The 15,706-nt window shown below is 34.4% G+C and carries 18 protein-coding genes and 2 tRNA genes; 9 read left to right on the top strand and 11 right to left on the bottom strand.

Annotated elements, in window-relative coordinates; genetic code table 11:
* Window positions 1-334: 334 nt before the first annotated feature.
* Window positions 335-420, top strand: a tRNA-Ile gene (locus V6M85_RS01065).
* A gap of 2,004 nt (window positions 421-2,424) precedes the next feature.
* The gene (locus tag V6M85_RS01060; protein WP_338601899.1) at window positions 2,425-4,719 is read left to right on the top strand and encodes an STT3 domain-containing protein; all 2,295 of its coding nucleotides are present in this window, start codon (window positions 2,425-2,427) and stop codon (window positions 4,717-4,719) included.
* Here the strand turns inward: V6M85_RS01060 and V6M85_RS01055 are convergent.
* From V6M85_RS01055 to V6M85_RS01020, 8 genes are read right to left on the bottom strand one after another with little or no spacing between them, the layout of a single operon-like run.
* On the bottom strand, window positions 4,709-4,879 hold the full coding sequence (locus V6M85_RS01055) for an RNA-protein complex protein Nop10 (protein WP_338601897.1): 171 nt from the start codon (window positions 4,877-4,879) through the stop codon (window positions 4,709-4,711). The two genes, V6M85_RS01060 and V6M85_RS01055, sit on opposite strands and share 11 nt — an antisense overlap.
* Window positions 4,876-5,676, bottom strand: coding sequence for a translation initiation factor IF-2 subunit alpha (locus tag V6M85_RS01050; protein WP_338601895.1), 801 nt, complete (start codon window positions 5,674-5,676; stop codon window positions 4,876-4,878). Before V6M85_RS01050 ends, V6M85_RS01055 begins: the two co-directional genes overlap by 4 nt.
* A 2-nt stretch (window positions 5,677-5,678) precedes the next feature.
* The gene (locus V6M85_RS01045; RefSeq protein WP_338601892.1) at window positions 5,679-5,876 is read right to left on the bottom strand and encodes a 30S ribosomal protein S27e; all 198 of its coding nucleotides are present in this window, start codon (window positions 5,874-5,876) and stop codon (window positions 5,679-5,681) included.
* On the bottom strand, window positions 5,876-6,163 hold the full coding sequence (locus V6M85_RS01040; RefSeq protein ID WP_338601889.1) for a 50S ribosomal protein L44e: 288 nt from the start codon (window positions 6,161-6,163) through the stop codon (window positions 5,876-5,878). Before V6M85_RS01040 ends, V6M85_RS01045 begins: the two co-directional genes overlap by 1 nt.
* Window positions 6,160-6,615: a hypothetical protein gene (locus V6M85_RS01035; RefSeq protein ID WP_338601887.1), complete on the bottom strand. Its 456-nt coding sequence runs from the start codon at window positions 6,613-6,615 to the stop codon at window positions 6,160-6,162. Before V6M85_RS01035 ends, V6M85_RS01040 begins: the two co-directional genes overlap by 4 nt.
* Window positions 6,605-7,597 carry a DNA primase small subunit PriS gene (gene priS, locus V6M85_RS01030; protein ID WP_338601884.1) on the bottom strand — a complete coding sequence of 331 codons (993 nt, stop codon included), beginning with the start codon at window positions 7,595-7,597 and terminating at the stop codon, window positions 6,605-6,607. Before priS ends, V6M85_RS01035 begins: the two co-directional genes overlap by 11 nt.
* Window positions 7,563-8,300: a DNA polymerase sliding clamp gene (locus tag V6M85_RS01025; RefSeq protein ID WP_338601881.1), complete on the bottom strand. Its 738-nt coding sequence runs from the start codon at window positions 8,298-8,300 to the stop codon at window positions 7,563-7,565. The genes priS and V6M85_RS01025 overlap by 35 nt, the downstream gene beginning before the upstream one ends.
* 32 nt (window positions 8,301-8,332) lie before the next feature.
* Window positions 8,333-9,100 carry an ATP/GTP-binding protein gene (locus tag V6M85_RS01020; RefSeq protein ID WP_338601879.1) on the bottom strand — a complete coding sequence of 256 codons (768 nt, stop codon included), beginning with the start codon at window positions 9,098-9,100 and terminating at the stop codon, window positions 8,333-8,335.
* Window positions 9,101-9,154: 54 nt separating this feature from the next.
* Between V6M85_RS01020 and prs the strand changes: the two genes are divergently transcribed.
* The 3 genes from prs to rnz are packed head-to-tail and all read left to right on the top strand — an operon-like array spanning window position 9,155 to window position 11,846.
* Window positions 9,155-10,030, top strand: a complete 876-nt coding sequence (gene prs, locus V6M85_RS01015) for a ribose-phosphate pyrophosphokinase (RefSeq protein WP_338601876.1) — start codon at window positions 9,155-9,157, stop codon at window positions 10,028-10,030.
* Entirely contained in the window at window positions 10,027-10,974 is a 948-nt protein-coding gene (locus V6M85_RS01010) for a TRM11 family methyltransferase (RefSeq protein ID WP_338601873.1), read from the top strand. The genes prs and V6M85_RS01010 overlap by 4 nt, the downstream gene beginning before the upstream one ends.
* On the top strand, window positions 10,971-11,846 hold the full coding sequence (gene rnz, locus V6M85_RS01005) for a ribonuclease Z (RefSeq protein WP_338601871.1): 876 nt from the start codon (window positions 10,971-10,973) through the stop codon (window positions 11,844-11,846). The genes V6M85_RS01010 and rnz overlap by 4 nt, the downstream gene beginning before the upstream one ends.
* On the opposite strand, the gene V6M85_RS01000 is transcribed toward rnz, so the two are convergent.
* Complete coding sequence (locus V6M85_RS01000) at window positions 11,847-12,284, bottom strand: RNA-binding domain-containing protein (RefSeq protein WP_338601868.1); 438 nt, start codon at window positions 12,282-12,284, stop codon at window positions 11,847-11,849. It abuts the gene before it with no gap.
* Entirely contained in the window at window positions 12,277-12,843 is a 567-nt protein-coding gene (locus tag V6M85_RS00995) for an AAA family ATPase (RefSeq protein WP_338601866.1), read from the bottom strand. Before V6M85_RS00995 ends, V6M85_RS01000 begins: the two co-directional genes overlap by 8 nt.
* 18 nt (window positions 12,844-12,861) lie before the next feature.
* Here V6M85_RS00995 and thpR point away from each other — a divergent pair, with 18 nt between their 5' ends.
* Genes thpR through V6M85_RS00980 form a run of 3 tightly spaced genes read left to right on the top strand, consistent with a single transcriptional unit; the run spans window position 12,862 to window position 15,231 of the window.
* Window positions 12,862-13,446, top strand: coding sequence for an RNA 2',3'-cyclic phosphodiesterase (gene thpR, locus V6M85_RS00990; protein WP_338601864.1), 585 nt, complete (start codon window positions 12,862-12,864; stop codon window positions 13,444-13,446).
* Window positions 13,406-14,644 carry a CCA tRNA nucleotidyltransferase gene (gene cca, locus V6M85_RS00985; RefSeq protein WP_338601862.1) on the top strand — a complete coding sequence of 413 codons (1,239 nt, stop codon included), beginning with the start codon at window positions 13,406-13,408 and terminating at the stop codon, window positions 14,642-14,644. The genes thpR and cca overlap by 41 nt, the downstream gene beginning before the upstream one ends.
* Window positions 14,632-15,231, top strand: a complete 600-nt coding sequence (locus V6M85_RS00980) for a serine/threonine protein kinase (protein ID WP_338601860.1) — start codon at window positions 14,632-14,634, stop codon at window positions 15,229-15,231. Before cca ends, V6M85_RS00980 begins: the two co-directional genes overlap by 13 nt.
* On the opposite strand, the gene V6M85_RS00975 is transcribed toward V6M85_RS00980, so the two are convergent.
* On the bottom strand, window positions 15,211-15,402 hold the full coding sequence (locus V6M85_RS00975; protein ID WP_338601858.1) for a hypothetical protein: 192 nt from the start codon (window positions 15,400-15,402) through the stop codon (window positions 15,211-15,213). The two genes, V6M85_RS00980 and V6M85_RS00975, sit on opposite strands and share 21 nt — an antisense overlap.
* A gap of 205 nt (window positions 15,403-15,607) precedes the next feature.
* Here V6M85_RS00975 and V6M85_RS00970 point away from each other — a divergent pair.
* Window positions 15,608-15,704 (top strand) — tRNA-Pro (locus V6M85_RS00970).
* Window positions 15,705-15,706: the final 2 nt, after the last annotated feature.

Genomic DNA, 15,706 nt, shown 5'->3' with positions numbered 1-15,706 from the left:
ACTCTATATAAATACACATATATCTTTGAAAAGTGTACACACATATAGGGAAAGGTTAGAAGCCTTTTTCTAAAATGTTTTCATATTGCTTGAATAGAAATGTTATATATCATTTAGATTTTTCAATATTTGAAAATATATAGTAGTTTTGGATTTCAGATTTCTTCTTAAAAACATTATTTATAATTTGTATCAATTTTTATATAAATTATACATTCTGAAATGACAATCAAATAAGATAAGTCCATTGCAATAAAGTTATACTTTTTAAGCTATCTTGCCTTTAGGTATGTCTAAGTAAGCTTTATATTATAAGTTTAAGATATAAATGAAGGGGCCCGTAGCTTAGCATGGTGGAGCGCCCGGCTGATAGGGCGCTCAGAAACCGGGAGGTCGCGGGTTCAAATCCCGCCGGGCCCATTAACATATTTTGATATATTAGCAGTAGTAGTTAAAACTTGAATGTAAATAGGAATATTATGAAAATTATAATATTTATTAAAAGAAATGACGCTACCATTTAATGGAATTGATGTAAATACATTAAAATGCGTTATGGAAATCGAATTATTATTATACGTAGCCTCATCATACCACCAAGATGTTACCCTGAATGATTGGATATTATACAACAAATAAGCGTCTTTAGAGTTGTTGAGTACTATATAAGGCAATAAAGCTGTCTTAGTATAAAAATCTGGAATCTCAAACCCAGTGAAGATTCCATAAGTCCATGGAATCCATCTTCCTAGAAAGTAATAGGAACCATTAATAACAGTATACCATAAAGACCAAGAGATAATAAAGACCATCTGCATAAATCCTTGAGTTTCATTACCTTGTTTACTTATTAACGCAACAGTAAAGTTTTGTGCAGGCTTAGTGTAGTTTATCTGCATCGAAATCTCAGAAGATAGGAATAGTAACTCCCAATTTACATATTTAATGTAGCTAGTATTTGTTGTGAAATTACTCACAATTTCACTTAGTAGCTTATAAAGACCATAATAATAACCTATCTCTTGTAAATAGTTGTTCGCATAATTATTTCTGAATATATAATTCTGCGGGACATGATTAAATACCCAGTATGGAGGATTTTGTATTAAATGATCTTGTAAATTAAAGGATAAACTAACAACTGTTATGTGACCATCAGTATTAACATGAACTTGAGGACAAATCAGAATGTATCCAGGTGACCAGTATCTATTAATTGAAAAGTCTCCCAGTTTTACAGTATCTGAGGTAATTAAACTGACGTTAAATACTTTTGGGGAATAGCTGGACTCGCTCAAATTTACCACATAGTTAAAATATCTATTCTGCGTTTCATAGACCTTAGTACCATTTAATAATAATTCAGTAAATGGAAATGAGCCATTAAAAACATTAACCCATAATGAGAGCGAAACTGTATAATTGTAGAATAGATACCCGTAAAATTGAGGATTTATCTTAGGTGGGTAAGAAGGAGTTATTACGTAAGAATAATTTCCTACCTTATGTTTACTTGAAGTATCAGAAATACTAAGTAATATAGGAATACGTAGATTCTCATAACCAAGGTTGTAATTTACATAAGTGCAAATTGTATCAGGGGAAGATCCCCAAGGTTTTACGGTTATTTGATAGCTTTCTGATCCCTCGTAATAGTATTGAGAGTTATTAACTACTACATATTTATTTAAATTTAAAATTACTGTGTAATAATAATAAGTTGTATTCTGAGATATAGAGCCACCATAATGCCATTCAACATCTGAGAAAGACCAAGTTGCGTAACTTTGTATAGATAAAGTATCAAATATTTTTATACTTGAACTAAAATTGATACTATCGCTAGGAGGAAAACTGAGAAAATCCGGATATGCATAGACATCGGAGATATTTAAATAAACTTCCGTAAAGTTAGGCTGTTCAGTAACATTATCATAGTAAATTGGAGTTAAAAAGTAAATTGAATAATTATTAGCTAAAGTATAATTAGAAAAGAAACCTGCCAGATCAGAGACTATCCAATAGGCTTCGGGGGTTATTCGACTAGCATTGAGGCTCAAAATACCTAGAATTTCGTTTAGCATTGTTGTTCCAGAGGTATTGTATATAAAGATATAACCTGGATCGTTAGAAGTTAGAGAAGTAGAATTAACACTCACTGGGAAAGATTCAGCATAACTCAGAGGGTTAAGGCGATAGATGGGCCCAGGCAAAAATGGAATATTTAATGAGGAAAACATAAATGGAGCATAGAGAAAGGAGTAAACAATAAAGAGGTTAATAATAATAACCCCGATACCCATAAATACACTACTTCGTGCCATTTTTCTAATAAAGCTCTTAATTATACTTCTCTGTATACTGAAACTGTTCTAACACTTGGAATAAGTTTAATAAATGTATAATACTTAATACACTACAGTCATGCAGTCAGTTAAGGGAATAAGGAGAGATCTACGTAAAACATCACTTATAGATTTGCCCTTAATAATAGGACTTTCACTTGTATCAATACTAATACGAAGTCTAAGTGCAAATTGGCCATTGGCAGTTAATGAATTTGACCCTTGGTATCTTTTCTATAACGCTTTGCTAATAGCACAAGTGCACGGAAATTGGTATGCAGTACCTCCAGATGTATTGGGCTGGTTCCCGTGGGGTTACTTCATAGAATTAGGAAACACTATAGGTTTACCTTTCTTAGTAGCACTTGCATCATTGCCCTTTTACGGAGCATATGGAGCGAACGCAGTTTATACAGTCGCTATATTTTCCGATATATTACTTTCGGGACTAGGCGTAGTAGCATCTTATCTTTCTATAGAATCTCTTACAAATAGCAGGTTAGCAGGTTATATGGCAGCTGCGATAATTGCTGTATCACCAGCATTAACGTACAAGAATCTATTAGGAGGATTACCTAAGACGTCATGGGGTGCTGTATTTATATTGTTTACGATATTTTTATTTAATCAGGGGTTAAAGAGGAAAAACATATGGTATGGAATACCTGCTGGTATTCTATTGTTCTTAGCAGAGATATCATGGGGAGGGTACACTTATATTGATCTAAGTCTACTAGTAGCAGCATTTTTACTGATTCTACTAAACAGAAATGATGAAATAACAGCAAATTTGTACACTGTAACAGTAGTTGTCACAGCATTTCTAACCTCATTAGCGCCCAATAATATAGGCTTCTTATCTGGATTAGCGCATGGCTTGTCCTTACTTTTAATCTCAGCGATGCTTTACTTAGACATGTACTTGAGTAAGACACTCCCTAAGGAGATAGCAGAGTCAAGGAATTTGATAGTAATAGCAGTATTGATTTTCATATTCTCGTTAGGTTTATCTGGATTAGCGATATTAAGACCAACCTCAATGCCAATACCATCAAGATATTACGCTATAGTTAATCCATTTTATCAAGTCACAGTTCCAATAGACAAAACAGTAGCGGAATACATACCGCAACCAATAACTTCGATGATTCAAGATTTCGGAATAGGGCTATTCCTATCAATTATAGGTATGTATTACACGATAAGAAAAGGTAACTTATCGGGACTATGGTTACTAGTATTAGGAGTAGCGAGCATATTCGGCACGTCAGAACAACCGTACTTATTTAACTACACTGCATATATGGTAGCAACATTAGGAGGCTTAGGAGTATATTACATTGCAGATAATCTATTAAAAGGAGCAAAATATGGAAATGGTAACAAAATATTGGTTGCGGTTATTCTCGGGATTATTGGAATTTCATTGATTGCAGATGCTGGGTTGGCAACGCTCGCAAGTAATGAACCTCCTGCTATTGCTAACGCAGCAACTAGTTTTCTAACAACGAACTACTCATGGGTATCAGCAATAAACTGGATAAGAACACATTCGCCACAACATGCGTTTATATTATCTTGGTGGGATTACGGGTATTGGTTAGAAGTACTTACAAATAGAAGTGTAATAGACGAAAATAACACACTAAATGGAACACAAATAAAGCTCATGGCAGAGATGTTCTTAAATAATGAGTCCTTTGCAGTAAATGTACTAGAAAAAGATTATCACTTGTATCCATATGGTAGTCCTAATTATACCATACCAGTTTATATAATAGCCTACGATGCAGTAACAGAAGTTTTCACTGCTAATCAATTACAATGGTATTTAGGATATCCACCTGATATTCCTGGGCCATTCCTTGGTTATACGACTAGTTTAGGAGATATAGGAAAAGCTATGGGAGCAATGACGACTATAGCAGGCTATCCTTTAAACGAATATATTAACTTAACTGAGATAAATGATACAATCACGCAGATAATCAATACATACGCTACTACAGATCCAACACTTGCACAAACATTAGCATCCCAGGTTTCACAAGCTGAGCCTTTCGCGTGGACACCGACTGCGTATAACTCGCTAATTGTTCAAATGTTTATAGAAAGTCTATATCAACTACCATATGGACAACCTATAGCACCATTTACAACCCAGTTGATCCCTAGCAGTAGCTCATATACAATAACCGGGTCTCCATTACCACGTGTCCAGCTATTATATTTCCAACCTGCCTATATAGCTTTATTCCCAGTGGGAAGTGGTGGCTCTGGAGGAGTATTCTATACTACATATATAATGGTAATGGTGTATCAATTCGTACAACCAGGTGTGGCATTACAACCAAGTGTAGTAATTAACAGCTAAGTTTAATTCCCTTTTTTAACTCTATTCTGTATTTTACATATCGATCTTCTGGAGAAAATCTTGGTGGATGTGGAATTATAGTCTTGGATCCACAAATAGGGCAAATATCTTTAAAAGTATATATCTTATCTTTGGCGCACTTTCTCATCTTCCACTTCATTTTTTGACCACACTTATTTCCACATTTTCTTCTTTCCCTATCTTAATTAAATTGGATAGTATCTCACTTAATGCTTCTGAAACCTCCTTTGGATCAGTACCTATGACATCAATCCTATATCTTGGAGCACCTACAGTATATATTTTAATATTCAATATATTTTCATAATCTTGTTCAACATTCTCTAAAACTTTAGAAACTACATCCTTAATCTTCTGAACTCCTAAAGGTTCATTAGTTCTTATAGTTATAAGCTCAGATGCTTTAACTTTCTTTTCCTCCACATGTTTTGAAGCTTCTTCTAGTAAGGGCTTTATCCAGATATCTGGAACTCCAGCATCAATCAATATTTTCTCCCCTTCCTTTACTGCTTTTTCGATAGCTGAAATAGGGTCACCGTATTTAGCTTCCAATTTCCACGCTACTTGTTCCCATGCTTCTTTTTCACTTATTTTAAGCTTCTGCGAAACTAATTCCAATATTTTATCTAATCTTTGGATCTTTTTCCACTGCAAATTTTTCTTTCTCCTTTCGTCATCGGTGACCTTCTTCAGTGAAACGTCAACAGTACCTTTTCTCCTATCTACTCTAATTACCTTTACTACGATTTTCCTATTTTCCTTTAGAACGTCTCTAATGTTCTTAACCCACTTACTACTTACTTCACTCCAAGGCAAGAATGCTTGTAAACCACTATATTCATCTAATGTTACGTAACTACCATAATCAAAAACTTGTTTTACGGTAGCTATTAAGATTTCTCCTTCTGAAGGTAATTTGCTCCTGCTATAAATCATCTTTAACCCAATATTCTAACTACTTCTCCTACTATTTTTGCTTTACCACCCGTGGGGTAGACAAGCTGAGTACCACAGCTAAGACATCTAACTGGAAATGTTGAATGACTAAATATCGTTTGCTCATTACCGCAATTTGGACATTTAACCCTTAGAAATCTGCTTTTGGGTTCCGGTATTAGGATTCTTAGTTTCCTCATTACTTAGCCACCTCCACTAGTTCCAATTTCTTTACTCTAATCCCCTCTTTTACTATAGTGTAACCGCATTTAGAACACTTTAGTAATAAGGTCTGTTTCTTAGTAACCTTTGCAAATCTTTTTTGTTCAGGTTTTCTCTTGCTACCATATCCTAAGTTCTTTCTCTCATATCTCCTCTGACCCTCAGCTAAGCTTCTTCTCTTACCACTCTTATATAGGGAAACTGAATGATCAGTATGGGTCTTACACTTAGGGCAATATGTATTAATGACCTTAGGGACTTTCATAATTGCTCCTCAATATCTATTTTGCAGGGAATTAAATAACTTGCTATAATTAATGGTAGTGCGTCCTTCATTGGTAAAAATATAATATCCCCTTCCTCGGCTTTTTGATCATTATATATTAATGGTTTCAAGACTCTACAATAAATCTTATCATTATAGATTATATATCGTCCAGTGAATAATTCTACATAAAACTGTTTTAGTATATTAATGATATTAAATATAAACTTGTCAAATCCTTCAACATTTTTACCTTCTAACACCTTAGATAACCTGAGCTCAAATAAAGACTCTGCTAGTTCTGAAAAAAGGTTTAATTCTTCCTTTCTAATCTCTGAATCTACAAACGCCTTAGATTTCTTTATCAGCGATAAATACTTATTCAGTTCCTCTATACTAATCTCTACAATCTCATCCTCTGATAATTCCTTTCTTACTAATTCATCTAACATACGCTTTTACCTCACCTAATCCTTTTAAATGTAAGTAAACTCCAATGCTTGCTTCAATCTTTATTGGCACATTTCTATATAATTTAATTCTTCTATCTAAAGCCTCAGTTTCTATTGTAATGTACGGTAAAAATACTGTAAATCCTTTGAAAGGAGATAAACTTTCATTAAGCTTAAAATCATCTATACTATTTAGTTCTTTAACTATTAGACCAGACTTACCATGTATAGAATTTGGAATTCTGATTAACCTCTTTGTATCTATGGTGACTTGTTCATCCACCTCTACACCCTTTATACCTCTATTTCTCCTACCTACCCATCCTGGAGCAGTATCATCACCTGCTGGATATTCTGGAACACCTACTCCCATAACGTACTCTACAATTTCTTTTCTCTCATCTGAATCTAAAAGCGCACAATCACCAAAACAGTCCACTTGAACATGAAAACCCCTATTTCCAGAGAAGTAAACTTTAGGTTTGAGGCCAAAATCGTTTTCAATAATATCAACTAATTTTCTCGCTTCATCCAATCCTCTATTTATACATTCGTTAGTCATCTCAGTGTATTCGATAGCTTCTGATCCATCTCTCTCACATTTTTCAGAAGAAACTTCACTGCCACAAATAGGACAGAATCTAATTGACCTTAATTGACATATATGATCTGCATCTATATCAAATAGTAGATCAGAGCCCATCCAACCTTTCTCGTCCATGTTCTTAGCAGCTGGTAACTGATATCTAGCTGAAGAGTAAAATAAGTGAAGAGGAATATTCACGTTAACAATATAATTTTTTAACTCATCAATAGATACAAAGGAAAGATGCCTGATATAAGTGTCTGAACCAAAGGGTTGTAGAGCGAATTCCCTTAGCTCCATATCTTTTGGCAATTCAAGATTTGCATTAGAGTAATATTGCCTAAAAAAATTCTTAATTAAATTACTCTGCCCTTGGTGCAATGTAAAAGTCCCCATATCCTTCTTGAGGTAACTTAAAGTGGAGCTTTAATGGAATCTGAGAACCAAAGTACAATTCCATTGAATCAGAAGCTCGTCTCATCTTTGTAGTATTGGCAACATATTCCATCCCATAGCTACTGCTTGCGTCTGCTCCAGAGGCTTCTAGCAAAGTCCCTCCTTCTGTTGATAACTCAACTTTTGATGTAGCTATATCTCCAACAACTTCGAAGTAGAGCCTATTATCTTTTGAGTATATATTAAGGACTTCTCCTAGATCTGCTAGTTCATCAATGATATCCGCATATGTTATGGTGAGTAACTGTGCTTTAAATGGAAACTCCAAATTAACGGAAGGCGGTTGCATAGTTTCAACCTGAATTAAAGGAAGTTCAAAAGATCTAGTAAATTCGCCATCGAATGTTAATACTAGTTTAGATTCGGAAGAGGACAATATTAGTGAGTCCTCCTTCATGACGCGCTTTAATATGTCGTTTACATCTTCTAACTTAAATCCTATAACCTCCTTATCTTGGTTCACCTCAAATTCCTCAAAATAACTCGCTGGCATAAATATATCTAGGAAAACTACTCTTGAAGGGTCTATTCCGCTTATTCTTATGCCTTCTTTATTTACGACAAAGTTAGCCTCACTTAGAAAGTCGCCAACAGTCCTTAAGATGAAGGAAAATGATACAGCATCAACTACTTTAGCTTTCATCAAATATGTAATTGTTCAAAAACTAATAAAGCTTATAACTTAGGATTTGGTTCCTCCGTTAAGTAATCTTCTCCTCCCGCTAATACTCTTTGAATTTCTGCATATAATTCGTCAAAACCACTACCTTTTTCGGATGATACCGGAATTAAGTTAGAGGATAAACTTTCTATTAGTAAGTTAATAAGCTCAAGAGAATATTCATCCACTTTGCCTAATTCATCAATTAGATTCTCCGCACTTTCTCCCCATCCAAGTATCTGTTCTAACTCTTTATCCGTTAAAAGGTCTACTTTATTAAGAACATTTATGATAGGCAATTCTAATCTGAATTTTATAGAACTTGAAAGAAGTAATAAAGATACGAAGCTTCTAGCTTCCTTAGCAAGAAATGAGTCAAATAAAAACAATCCTAACGCCTTATTGTTTCCCCTGATAAGTTTGGAAATAAGCCTCCCAGTTTCCCTATAAGCAAACAACTCTATTTGACCCGGTGTATCTATAAGTACGTAATTAGCCTCTATCTGATCTATGTCAGACTTAATTTCAGAGGCTCTAGTTAAAATCAAATCTATAGATGCTATTAGAGCCGAATTAGGGCCCAATTGATAATTATCCATAACCTCGTACGCATCAACGTAATCCCTCACATCAAAATCTGGCGTATATGGCAAATGTTCAACAGCCGGATCAAGGTTTATTATTGCAGTATCCATCTCTTGATCTAGTAAGTAATCTTGCAGATTTTTAGTCATTGTTGTTTTCCCTGATCCTGCAGTTCCAAGTATAAAAACATAATACATAGCTGTTTACACTCTGCTTTTAATCTTAAAAACTTCTCCTTAGACATAATAGTAATGATAATAATAGGTGGTACAGCCACAAATGGAATAGATGAAAGTTTATCAAAAATATTATCCATACCACTGGTAAAAGTGGAAAACAAGATTTTCCCAGATGGAGAGTCTTATATAAGGGTTCCATTATCTATAAGAGGCGAGGATGTATTACTAGTTCAAACAACTGATTATCCCCAAGATAAACATTTAATAGAGCTTTTCTTAATTGCAGAGACGATAAAAGATCTTGGCGCCAGAAAGCTTACTGCCATAGTACCATACTTAGCTTATAGTAGGCAAGATAGGAGATTTAAAGATGGAGAAGCTGTAAGCATAAAAACTATACTACATATCCTAGGTGAAGTTGGGGTAGACTCTTTAGTAGTAGTAGAGCCACATAAACCCGAAGAATTATCATATTTTAAAGGAGAACTCAAAATAATTCATCCTTATCATCAAATTTCAAAGAAAATAAAGGAGTTAACTTCGAATCCCTTTATATTAGCACCGGATAGAGGAGCACTCGAGAGAGCCAGAAAAATAGCGGAAGAAATAGGTGCACCATATTCTTATATAGAGAAGGAAAGAGATAGAAATACAGGGGAGGTTAGAATTAAAGAAGCACCAAACGTAAGCCTAAAAGATAAAGACGTTGTGATAATAGATGATATAATAAGCACCGGAGGAACTATATCTCAAGCATCAAAGCTAGCCTACTCTTTAGGTGCTAAAAGTGTAATAGCCGTTGGTATCCATCTATTACTAGTGGGAGATGCAAAGGAAAGATTAAGAGAAGCGGGAGTTAAGACACTAATAGGCACTAACACTGTTAAAACGACTGATAAAGATATAATAACCATAGACATCTCACATTCAATAGCATTAAGCTTATGAAAAAGGGTTATGCAGTATTAAAAGGAAATAACTATTTTCTTTCGTTAGCTGAGTTAAAAGCATTGATAAACCGTGAAGATTCTGAAGTATCCTATTTTAGTGGAGTTGCAGTATTTGAGGGATATAAAGAGGGAATAGCTAAGAAATCAGCTAGAATAAAGAGAAGCGGTGAACTAATTCATATCTCTGATGACCCCAAAGAAATCAATGAAAAACTTAAAGAACTAGGAGAATGCTTCTGGATAAAAGAAGACATCATACTAGGATCGCAGAGAGATAAACACCACGTGTTAAATTACGAGATAAAACGTGGAATAAAAATAGCTAAGGGATGTGAAAAAATCGATTTAATATTCACTGATGGAGTAATTATAGTAGGTAAGATAAAAGAAGAGATTGATTCCAAGAGCCTCATTGCACATGAGAAAAAACCTTTTTCCCAGTCAGGGACTATGAATGCTGAAACATCAAGGTTATTAGTAAATTTAGCTAGACCCAGAAAAATCTTAGTTGATCCCTTTGTTGGCACGGGGTCAATAGTAATAGAGGCTAAGTGGTTAAATTATGATTGTATAGGAAGTGACATAGATAGGAAAATGTTAGATAAAGCGAAATTAAATTTAAATTATTTCAAATATGACTGTCATTTATTATTTTCATCTGCTACCAATCTACCATTTCACAATCTAACCTCAATAGCTACCGACCCCCCATATGGAAGATCGACAAAAGGTAAAGGTAGTGAGTTAATTAAACTTTATGAGGAGTTCTTCTCTTCTGTTGCTGAATCTTTAATTAAAGATGGATATCTTGTGTTTGCAACTGATGCTAAATTCAATTTTATAGATAAGTTAAGGGAAAATAGTTTTATATTAAGAGGATTACATTATCTATATTCGCATAAGAGCTTAACTAGAGCAATATACGTGGTGCAGAAGAAGTGATCCAAGTATTCTTTCTAGGGACAAGTGGAGGTTCTCCATCAAAAAAAAGGAGATTGCCAGCATTTTTAATAAGAAGGGAAGCTCTAAACATCTTATTAGATTGTGGAGAAGGGACGCAATACACATTAATGAGTTATAAATTAGGAATAAACTCAATAAAGGTAATAGGAATTTCCCATATGCATGGAGATCACGTATTTGGATTATTAGGTCTAATAGCTAGCATGGGATTATTGGACAGAAAAGATACTTTATATTTGCTAGGACCAAGAAAACTCAAGGATTTTCTTTTTACCGCATTTGAATATTCTAAATTTTATCCACCATTCAAAATAGAATTTATCGACGCATATAGTGATTCAGATATTACGATAACTACATTTAAAACTTGCCATACAATAGAATCTCAAGGATATCTAATAATAGAGAAAGATAGGGTTAAGATAAATGAAGAAAAAATAAGAGATGAAGGAATAAAGGATTGGAGGATAATAAGGAAACTAAAAGAAGGAAATCCAGTTGAATTTAACGGCAAGGTATTGAAACCAGATGATTATTTAATAGTCAAGAAAGGTCTAAAAATAGCCTATACTGGAGACACACGACCTTGTCAATCTGTAATTGACTCCGTAAAAAACGTGGACTTGTTAATTCATGAAGCAACGTTTCTAAATGAACCTTCAGCTTATACTTATGGTCATTCTAACGTAGGTGATGCAGCCACAGTCGCCTTAGAAGCCTCAGTAAAATTATTGGCACTAACCCATATAAGTCCTAGATATGATGACGTTTCGTTGCATTTAAGAGAAGCTAGAAGAATATTCTTGAAGTCCATATTACCAGATGACTTATCATACATAACGCTTAAATGATCAATCATCTGGGGGTATAGGATTTTCCCAGAGAGGCACACCATGTGCAGTTCTAGGAGCTAACCAATCTACTACTTCTTTAGGATTATGATATTGAATGTAGAATTTGATTGCGCCCAAAGGAGATTCCTTATCACTATCGACAAAACTTAAAACCTTAACTGCTGCCGCTTGTTTATGTATCATAAAGGCTATGGTATTTCCTTCTATACCTCTTATCAAATATTTTCTCGCAGAGTCTAAAATTCTCTCATTCCTTAGTGCTTTATGAAGTTTAAGTAAACTCTTAAGAGTGTTCGACTCTAAGACTAAAATGTCAATTATGCCTTCTTTTCTTATATTCATTTTATCAAAGTCAAAGAAATTCATAATCGCGGAAAGAACTTTATTTAAATTCTCTGAGGGTCTTACTTCAGTAACAACCATAACTTTAACCATTTTTTAACACTCTATCTATTACTTCGTCACATCGCTTCTTAAATTCCTCATACGTAGAGTCATTAACTATAATATAATCAGCCATTGCTATAACTTCTCCTATACCTAGATTAAGCTCTTCCCTATCCCTTCTAATCAAGTCGGAAACCTCCTTTGAATCGTCACTCCTCATTCTTTCAATCATTCTCTTATATCTCAGTTTTGGTGGTGAGTGTATAGCGACAATGTATATGTCATCGCCCAAAAGTCTTCTGAATTCCTCAACTTCTGCCAAACTCCTTACACCATCAAATGCTACTAGATTATACTTGCTACTTTCTAACTCTTCTACACTAAGTCTGGCAACTACTCCATCTCCATAAATTTCCCTCAATCTCTTTGCAAAATCCATTAATCTCTCTCCTGGCTTTGCCTCTATTGAATACCTTTTTTTCACCACATCACTCATTACTATAATTCTAGCACCCTTCTCTTTTAATATCTTCGAAAATTCACTTTTACCCGATCCCGGCATTCCAGTAATCAAAATGACTTTAATTGTGACCACCAAATAACTCAATATGGAGGTTTAAAAATTATGAGGCTCTTTATAGGTATAGAAGTTCCGCAATTTCCTAAACTAATAGAACTACTTGAATTAGTGAAAAATACTGGAGCCGACATAAAATTGGTTGAACCTTTCAACATTCACATTACACTATTATTTTTGGGGGAGGTGCGAGATGATAGAGTAGAGGACGTTAAAGAGGCTATGAGTGGTTTAAAATTTGACAAATTTACCGTTACCCTTAAAGGTTTAGGAGCATTTCCAAATCTAACTAGACCAAGAGTAATTTGGGTTGGAATGATCGAAGGACAACAACAACTTAGGCAAATTAGATCTTACTTGCTTAATGAATTACTAAGAAGAAAAATCAGGCCAGAGGACGAAAAGGAATTTACACCGCACTTAACAATAGGCAGAGTAAAGAGTTTAAATTCAATTAATAATCTTATAAGTTTAATTAATGAAAACATAAACATAGATGTAGGGAATTTTGAAGTAGCTAACGTAATTCTCTTCAAAAGTACGTTAACTCCAAAAGGCCCAATTTATGATAAATTATTTGAAGTGAAAGCAATTGATAGAGGAGGAAGTTCTAAAGCTAATAAAGCCGTCTAGAGAAGATGAGAATAAAATAGAGAAAGTTATCGAAGTAATAAAGGAAAGGCTGAAAGGCTTAGACTTTGAAATAGAAGGATCGTATAGAAAGGGAACTTGGCTCAAGCAAGATACTGACATAGACGTGTTCGTGTTTTATCCTAAAGATTTAGGTAAAGAATACTTAGAGAGAAATGCGTTAAGTGAAATAACAAACAGAGTTAGGGATTTAGATTATATCTTGGCGTATGCAGAGCATCCTTACGTGATAGTTTACATTAACGGAATAGAAGTTGACATAGTACCGGCATTAAGAGTCGAAAGTGGAGATAAGGCAATAACTGCAGTTGATAGAACGCCATTTCACACACAATATGTGACATCACGCTTGGATGAAAAGGGTAAGGATGAAGTTAGGTTATTAAAGAGATTTATGAAAGGAATAGGAGTTTACGGAGCCGAAATAAAAATACAAGGATTCTCAGGCTACGCAACAGAACTTTTAATAATTTATTATGGGAGCTTCAGGAAAACCTTAGAAGAGGCCTCAAAATGGAAACCACCAATAACATTAGAATTAATAAAACCAAGTAAGACATTTACTGAACCGTTAATAATGCCAGATCCAGTGGATCCTAGAAGGAATGTAACAGCTGCAGTCTCATTAAAAAACATAGCCACGTTCTCAATAGCTTCACGATATTATTTAAAAAACCCATCAATAGAATTCTTCTTCCCATCAAGGAAAGTTGAGGAGAGAATAAAAGGTGACATACTAATTACAAAAATAAGCATTAAGGAAAAGGTTACAGAAGATATAATATGGGGTCAGATAAAGAGAAGTATAAGCAAAATAAACACTGCACTAACACAATACGGTTTCAAAGTAATTGATACGCAAGCGTGGGGAGATAATAGTGAAATTACTATTGCAGTTCAACTGGAGAGCAAAGATATTGGACAGTACTATCTAAATATAGGACCACCGTTCTATGCTTCGACTGTGGAGAGTTTTATAGATAAAAATGAAAACATATGGATAGGAGAAGATGGGAGGTTGTATTCCATAAAAGAAAGAAAAGAGTATGATGCTGAAAGTATAGTGAAAAAGAATATAGTTCTAAAAGCGAAATATAATATTGAGACTTATTGGTTACAGAAACCAGAAGACCAACAAATAATGAAGTTCTTGAGGAAAACTCCAACTTGGTTGAAATAAAACACTTTATCTATCCTACTTTTTCTAAAGAAATAGAGGAAGAACTAAGAAAAGCTGGTTTTGACTATGCTTACTCATTTGGGCCTAAGTCCATAGGGAAAGTGAGAATATTGGGAAAAGGGAAAACGGGAATAGTAGTTCTGGTTGATGAAAATAAAGTGTTGAAAATAAGAAGAACAGACTCTCCTAAAGAAACCTTAGAACTTGAAGCTAAAGTGCAAATCAAAGCTGGAGAGGAAGTAGCACCAAAAGTTTACGACTATGGCAAGAATTTCATTTTAATGGAGTATATCAGCGGAAGACACTTGTCTAGGAACGAAAAGAAAGAAATTATAATTGATCTACTCCATAGGGCTAAAATATTAGAGGATAAATTCATAGAACATCAAGAATTAAGTCGACCGTGGAAAAACGTAATGGTAAGTAATAATAGAACTTACATCCTAGATTATGATTCAGTAACTATAAAGGTATATCCACGGAATGTAACGAAATTATTATCGAACTATCTAAATAGACGTGACTTGGCAATTAAATATGCTAAGAAGGAAATATCGTTACAAGAGTTAATATCTCACCTGTTCTAAAATCATTGACTTAGTAGCCCTTTTTTTTAGTGATATCTTTATGTCATCTAGTGTAGGAGCACTTAATTCATGCCCACATTTAGGACATTTTCCACCAAATATCGATTTGATCTCAGATGGCGTTCTAACCCCATAAAAATCTTGTCCCACTTTTTCAAACCTATGTAACATTTCACCACAATTTCTGCATACGTATCTTATTGGAATTGTAGACCACCTATTAACATATATCTTAGTATTTTAATATAGCCAAAACTGCTGTGATACTTGTTATACAAACGTAGTTAAAAAGGGGAGAGAGTAGACCGAAAGTAAAAGTATTACGTGGGTATTAACAATAGGTTAATTTTTAAACCCATCCATGTACTTTATTAAGGGGGCCGTAGTCTAGCTTGGACTAGGATGCCAGCCTGGGGATAAATCCCTAACCACCAGAACGCTGGTGGTCCCGGGTTCAAATCCCGGCGGCCCCATT

It is taken from the genome of Sulfolobus tengchongensis (genome assembly GCF_036967215.1).
Taxonomy (GTDB): Archaea; Thermoproteota; Thermoprotei_A; order Sulfolobales; family Sulfolobaceae; genus Saccharolobus; species Saccharolobus tengchongensis_A.
This window is presented reverse-complemented; position numbering and strand designations above follow the sequence as displayed.

What these genes read in the sequence shown, in the direction of transcription:
- V6M85_RS01040 (WP_338601889.1), bottom strand. Translation starts at nt 6,163, where the DNA reads ATGAAAGTCCCTAAGGTCATTAATACATATTGCCCTAAGTGTAAGACC.
- V6M85_RS01055 (WP_338601897.1), bottom strand. Translation starts at nt 4,879, where the DNA reads ATGAAGTGGAAGATGAGAAAGTGCGCCAAAGATAAGATATATACTTTT.
- V6M85_RS01010 (WP_338601873.1), top strand. Translation starts at nt 10,027, where the DNA reads ATGAAAAAGGGTTATGCAGTATTAAAAGGAAATAACTATTTTCTTTCG.
- prs (WP_338601876.1), top strand. Translation starts at nt 9,155, where the DNA reads ATGATAATAATAGGTGGTACAGCCACAAATGGAATAGATGAAAGTTTA.
- V6M85_RS01025 (WP_338601881.1), bottom strand. Translation starts at nt 8,300, where the DNA reads ATGAAAGCTAAAGTAGTTGATGCTGTATCATTTTCCTTCATCTTAAGG.
- V6M85_RS01050 (WP_338601895.1), bottom strand. Translation starts at nt 5,676, where the DNA reads ATGATTTATAGCAGGAGCAAATTACCTTCAGAAGGAGAAATCTTAATA.
- V6M85_RS00975 (WP_338601858.1), bottom strand. Translation starts at nt 15,402, where the DNA reads ATGTTACATAGGTTTGAAAAAGTGGGACAAGATTTTTATGGGGTTAGA.
- priS (WP_338601884.1), bottom strand. Translation starts at nt 7,597, where the DNA reads ATGGGGACTTTTACATTGCACCAAGGGCAGAGTAATTTAATTAAGAAT.
- V6M85_RS01000 (WP_338601868.1), bottom strand. Translation starts at nt 12,284, where the DNA reads ATGGTTAAAGTTATGGTTGTTACTGAAGTAAGACCCTCAGAGAATTTA.
- thpR (WP_338601864.1), top strand. Translation starts at nt 12,862, where the DNA reads ATGAGGCTCTTTATAGGTATAGAAGTTCCGCAATTTCCTAAACTAATA.
- V6M85_RS01045 (WP_338601892.1), bottom strand. Translation starts at nt 5,876, where the DNA reads ATGAGGAAACTAAGAATCCTAATACCGGAACCCAAAAGCAGATTTCTA.
- V6M85_RS01020 (WP_338601879.1), bottom strand. Translation starts at nt 9,100, where the DNA reads ATGTATTATGTTTTTATACTTGGAACTGCAGGATCAGGGAAAACAACA.
- V6M85_RS01035 (WP_338601887.1), bottom strand. Translation starts at nt 6,615, where the DNA reads ATGTTAGATGAATTAGTAAGAAAGGAATTATCAGAGGATGAGATTGTA.
- V6M85_RS01060 (WP_338601899.1), top strand. Translation starts at nt 2,425, where the DNA reads ATGCAGTCAGTTAAGGGAATAAGGAGAGATCTACGTAAAACATCACTT.